At 67.2% G+C, this 4,642-nt stretch carries 6 protein-coding genes and 1 pseudogene; 4 read left to right on the top strand and 3 right to left on the bottom strand.

The annotated features are described in order from the left end of the window. Window positions 1-1,290, top strand: a 1,290-nt coding sequence (locus tag FFS27_RS28820) for a nitric oxide reductase activation protein NorD (protein ID WP_137952382.1), incomplete at its 5' end; no start/stop codon positions are given. Between the two features lie 6 nt (window positions 1,291-1,296). Here FFS27_RS28820 and FFS27_RS28825 read toward each other — a convergent pair. The 3 genes from FFS27_RS28825 to FFS27_RS28835 form a co-directional block, all read right to left on the bottom strand. Beyond that, window positions 1,297-1,491, bottom strand: coding sequence for a hypothetical protein (locus FFS27_RS28825; protein ID WP_003084889.1), 195 nt, complete (start codon window positions 1,489-1,491; stop codon window positions 1,297-1,299). A gap of 83 nt (window positions 1,492-1,574) precedes the next feature. After that, window positions 1,575-2,258 (bottom strand): transcriptional regulator Dnr, encoded by a 684-nt coding sequence (gene dnr / locus FFS27_RS28830; protein WP_003084891.1) that lies wholly within the window; start codon window positions 2,256-2,258, stop codon window positions 1,575-1,577. 353 nt (window positions 2,259-2,611) lie between these two features. Then, a complete protein-coding gene (locus tag FFS27_RS28835) occupies window positions 2,612-3,490 on the bottom strand; it encodes a LysR family transcriptional regulator (protein WP_003084893.1) in 879 nt (292 codons plus the stop codon). A gap of 101 nt (window positions 3,491-3,591) precedes the next feature. Here FFS27_RS28835 and FFS27_RS28840 point away from each other — a divergent pair, with 101 nt between their 5' ends. From FFS27_RS28840 to FFS27_RS28850, 3 genes and pseudogenes are all read left to right on the top strand, one after another. Further along, entirely contained in the window at window positions 3,592-4,293 is a 702-nt protein-coding gene (locus FFS27_RS28840; protein WP_003129147.1) for an MOSC domain-containing protein, read from the top strand. Then, window positions 4,290-4,526 (top strand): hypothetical protein, encoded by a 237-nt coding sequence (locus FFS27_RS28845; RefSeq protein ID WP_021263082.1) that lies wholly within the window; start codon window positions 4,290-4,292, stop codon window positions 4,524-4,526. Before FFS27_RS28840 ends, FFS27_RS28845 begins: the two co-directional genes overlap by 4 nt. Continuing rightward, window positions 4,519-4,642 (top strand): annotated as a pseudogene (locus FFS27_RS28850) (aspartate aminotransferase family protein); the annotation flags it as partial. The gene FFS27_RS28845 and the pseudogene FFS27_RS28850, both read left to right, overlap by 8 nt.

The raw sequence follows: 4,642 nt of genomic DNA on the forward strand, positions 1-4,642 counted from the left end.
GGCAGCGTCGAGCGCTTCCCGCGAGTCGAGCGGGCGCCCTGGCCGGTGCCGCTGTGGCTGTATCCCGGCGAGCGCTGGACGCCTTCCGCCAGCGCGGAGGACGGCGAGGAAGCGGCCGCCGGCGCCGGCAAGCGCCAGGTCGCCCGCAGCGGAGCGCGCAAGCGCGCCGAGCGCGTCGAGGAGCGCGACAGCGAGCGCAACCTGCTGCTGTTCCGCCTGGAAAGCCTGCTCAGTTGGTCGGAGCACCTGGCCCTGGACCGCTGTAGCGACGACGAGGACGACCCGGACGGCGCGCGCGTCGCCGAAGACCTCGACTACCTGTCGCTGTCGCGCCAGCGCACGCAGAAGGGCGGCGGCCTGCGCCTGGATCTCGACCTGCCGGCCGCCGACTACGATGACCTGCCGCTCGGCCCCGGGCTGAAGCTGCCCGAGTGGGACTATCGGCAGCAGCGCCTGCTGAGCGACCACGTGCTGCTGCAACCGATGCGGCCGCGCGGCGCGACCAGCGCCAGCCTGCCGGCGCACCTGGAGAAGACCGCGCTGCATCTGCGCCGCCAGTTCGCCTGCCTGCGCGACGGCCGCCAACGCCTGCGCCAGCAGCCGCAAGGCGACGAGATCGACCTCGATGCCTGGCTCGACTTCCAGGTCGAGCGGCGGCGCGGCGGTTCCACCCAGCCAGGCCTGTTCCTCGAACAGCGGCCGCGCCGGCGCGACCTCGCCTGCCTGTTGCTGGCGGACCTGTCGATGTCCACCGAAGCTTACCTCGACGACCAGCGGCGGGTGATCGACAGCATCGTCGACAGCCTGCTGCTGTTCGGCGAGGCATTGCAGGCACTGGGCGACCCCTTCGCGCTGTACGGGTTTTCCTCGGTGCGCCGGCAGCAGGTGCGCTGGCAGGTGCTGAAGGATTTCGACGAAGGCTACGGCGGCGAGGTCCGCGGTCGCGTGCTGGCGCTCTCGCCGGGCTACTACACGCGGATGGGCGCGGCGATCCGCCGGGCCAGCCAGGTGCTCGGCGGGCAGCCGCAGAAGCGTCGCCTGCTGTTGCTGTTGAGCGACGGCAAGCCCAACGACCTGGACCGCTACGAGGGCCGCTACGGCATCGAGGACACCCGCCAGGCGGTGATCGAGGCGCGCAGCCAGGGACTGGTGCCCTTCTGCATCACCATCGACAAGGAGGCGGCGGACTACCTGCCCTACCTGTTCGGCGCCGACGGCTTCGCGCTGGTCGAGCGCGCCGGGCAGTTGCCCGAGCGCCTGCTCCAGCTCTATCGGCGCCTGCGCCGCTGAGAGGCCTCAGGGAACATCGCGCGGCAGCCAGAGCATCATGCCCAGGCAGAACAGCGCCAGCCCGACGCAGAACCAGGCGAAGCGCCGCTGCCGGCGACCCTGGAGCTGGCGCTGGGAAGCGCTGGGCAGTGGCATGCCGCACTGTTCGCAGGCGCTTTCCGCGCCTTCGGTTTCATGGAGGCAATACAGGCATTGGCGCATGGGCGTTCTCGCGGGCTCGACCCCGCCAGCTTGCCGGTGGACGGGCCGTGGCGCGCTTGACCGCGATCAAGCGGCGGGGCTGTTCACTCGAAGCACTCCAGGCGTTCGCGGTCGAGGATGCTGATTTCGCGGCCGTCGAGGCGGATGATGCCCTCGTCGCCGAGGCGGTGCATGATCCGCGAGAAGGTTTCCGGCTGGATCGACAGGTGACCGGCCACCAGTTGCTTGGCCACCGGGATTTCCACCCGGCAGTTCTCCCCCGGCGCGTGGGCGGCGAGGGTCAGCAGGTAGCGCACCACGCGGTGGGTGGCGTTCTTCAGGGAAAGCGTCTCGATCTCGTCGATGCGCTGGTGCAGGCGGGTGCTGAGCTTGGCCAGCAGGGCCAGGGCCAACGGGGTGTTGTCCTGCAACTGGCGCAGGTAGGCCTTGTTGGAGAAACGGAACAGCTGGCTGGGCACCACGGCCTGGGCGGTGGCCACGTAGTTCGGGGTGTCCATGAACATCATCGCCTCGGCGAAGGTGTTGCGTTCGTTGGTCACTTCGAGAATCTTCTCCTGGCCTTCCGGGGTCAGCCGGTAGATCTTCACGCAGCCGGAAATCAGGTAGTAGAAGGCGTGCGCCGGCTCGCCCTGGCGGAACACGTAGGCGCCCTTGTCGAGGTTGACCAGGTCGCTGCTGGCGAGCAGTTCCTGGAGCTGGACGGGAGAAAGCGGTTCGAACAGGTGGTGGCTTTGCAGCAACTGCTGGTGGACGCGCTGGAATTCCATGCTGGGAAGGCTCGCGATGATGAGGGGACTGGCCACTGTAGCGGGCCCGGCGCAGATCATCTTGACGCACGGCAAGCTCCCGGCGGCTGGGTGTTGCCGTCGGTCCGGCGAGCGGAACTATTACAGCGTGTAAGCCAAGGCTTACAAACGGCGGTGGTTTTGGCTGCTTTCTCCCCCTCGCGGAGATGCGTAATCTTCAAACCGTCAGGACATTGCGCAGGAAGCGCCAAAGACAATACGGAAACTCAGGGAATCCACCATGGATGGTGGCGTAGCACGGATGTCAGGATAGAGGTCTGCAAAACCCCGCCCAAAAGGCGGGGTTTTTTATTGCCCGAGGAAAACCGCGTCGCTCAGACCACGCCTTCCAGCAGCGAGCGCAGCAGCTCGACGCTGGCGTGCTGGCGTTGCGCGTCGCGGTAGACCAGGCCGACCTTCAGCGGGATGCGCGGTTCGCTGAGCGGTTTCCACAGCAGCCGCTGGTTCGAGTGCATCTGCCGTGCCTTGCCCGGTAGAACGGTGGCGAAGCGGGTCTGCGGCAGGCTGTCGAGAATCCCGCTCATGTGGTTCAGTTCCGCCTGCACCCGCGGCCGCCGGCCGATCGCGGCGAGTTGCTCTTGCCAGATCTGGCGCGCGCGGAACTCTTCGCCGAGCAGCAGCATCGGCAACTCCGCGGCCTGGGCCAGGGACACCTTTCTGAACTCCTTCAACGGGTGTTCCTCGGGGATCACCAGCTGCAATTCGTCCTCGTACAGCTCGACGCTGTGCAAGCCCGGCTGGCGCGGCGGCAGGAAGCCGATGCCGATATCCAGGTTGCCGGTGAGCAGGCGCCGCTCGATGTCGATTCCCGACAGTTCGTAGATCTGCACCCGCAGATGCGGCTGCGCGGCGTGCAGGCGTTCGACCATGTACGGCACCAGGCTGGCGTTGACCGTCTGCAGCACGCCGATCGCCAGGCTGCGCGGGGTCTGCCCGCGGAATACGCGCATCGCCTCGCGGGCCCTTTCCAATCCCTCCAGCAGCGGTACCGCATGGTTGTACAGGGTGTGGGCGGCGACGGTCGGCAGCAGGCGCTTGCCGCTGCGCTGGAACAGCGAGACGTCGAGGTTCTGCTCCAACTGGCGGATCTGCTGCGAGAGGGCCGGTTGCGACAGGGCCAGGCGTTCGGCGGCGCGGCCGACGTGGCCTTCTTCGTAGAGCGCGACGAAATAGCGGAGTTGGCGAAAATCCATAAGCTGTTCTTATCGATGAAACTGGAAAATCGAAATGGAGTGGGTCCCGCGTGAGGCACTAGTCTAGCTGCATTGGCGGTACATCGGGTGGTCGCGGAGCAATGGAGCAGATAGTCGTAAACGGTGTTTTCATAGGTAAAGTCGAAGAAACCTGGGGCGGATTGGTCAGCGCGATCGACAAGCTGCCGGTCGAGCAGGAGTTCTGGCTGGGCCACGATGGCCTGCCCGGCGACGAACAGGCCGACATCCGCCACCACGGCGGCCTCGAGCGCGCTCTCCATCACTATCCCGCCGAGCACTACCGCTACTGGCGCAAGCGCCACCCGCTGAACCGCTGGCAACTGCCGGCGTTCGGCGAGAACATCTCGACCTACGGCATCACCGAAGCCGAGGTCTGCATCGGCGACCAGTTCCATTGGGGCGATGCCCTGCTGGAAGTCAGCCAGCCGCGTTCGCCCTGCTATCGCCAGGGCCAGCGCTGGAATCTTCCCGAGCTGCCCGACGAATTGCAGAGCGGCGGCCGCTGCGGCTGGTTCTATCGGGTCCTGCGCAGCGGCATGGTGACTCCCGGGGACCAGCTGAAGCTGGTCCAGCGGCATTACCCCGAACTGACCGTCGCCCGCCTGTTGCAGTGGTATTTCGGCGATCCCCTGGAGCCTCTCGGGTTGCGCCAGATGATGGCCTGCGACGCGCTCTCCCAGCGTTGGCGCAAGACAGCGGCGAAACGCCTGTCCAGCGGCGTGGTGGAAGACTGGGGGCCGCGCCTGCACGGGCCTTCGGATTACCGGGAGCATGCCTCTTGAGCGACTACCTGATCACCCTGAGCCAGTCCGGCCGGCTGTTGGCCAGCATGACGGTGAGCGCCGCGCGCTTTGCCGAGGTGCGCGAGCTGATGCGCCAGCGCTTCCCCGCCGGCGACGGCTTCGAACTGCGCTTCGAAACGCGCCGGGAAGAGCGTCGGCTGCTGGAGCAGGGGCCACAGGGCGTGCGCCTGCTGGCGGTGGAGTACATGACCGAGGAACTGAAAGATGGCTGATGCGCTGGATAGCCTGCGCCTGATGCGCACCCAGGAGCGGCCCGCGCAGGTGTTCGTCCGTGGCCAGGGCTCGTGGCTGTGGGACAGCGACGGACGCGCCTTCCTCGACTTCACCC

It is taken from the genome of Pseudomonas sp. 2VD, assembly GCF_005503585.1.
GTDB lineage: Bacteria > Pseudomonadota > Gammaproteobacteria > Pseudomonadales > Pseudomonadaceae > Pseudomonas > Pseudomonas aeruginosa.

Excerpts from the sequence above, each read along its gene's own strand:
- FFS27_RS28840 (WP_003129147.1), top strand. The coding sequence starts at position 3,592 with ATGGAGCAGATAGTCGTAAACGGTGTTTTCATAGGTAAAGTCGAAGAA.
- dnr (WP_003084891.1), bottom strand. The coding sequence starts at position 2,258 with ATGGAATTCCAGCGCGTCCACCAGCAGTTGCTGCAAAGCCACCACCTG.
- FFS27_RS28835 (WP_003084893.1), bottom strand. The coding sequence starts at position 3,490 with ATGGATTTTCGCCAACTCCGCTATTTCGTCGCGCTCTACGAAGAAGGC.
- FFS27_RS28825 (WP_003084889.1), bottom strand. The coding sequence starts at position 1,491 with ATGCGCCAATGCCTGTATTGCCTCCATGAAACCGAAGGCGCGGAAAGC.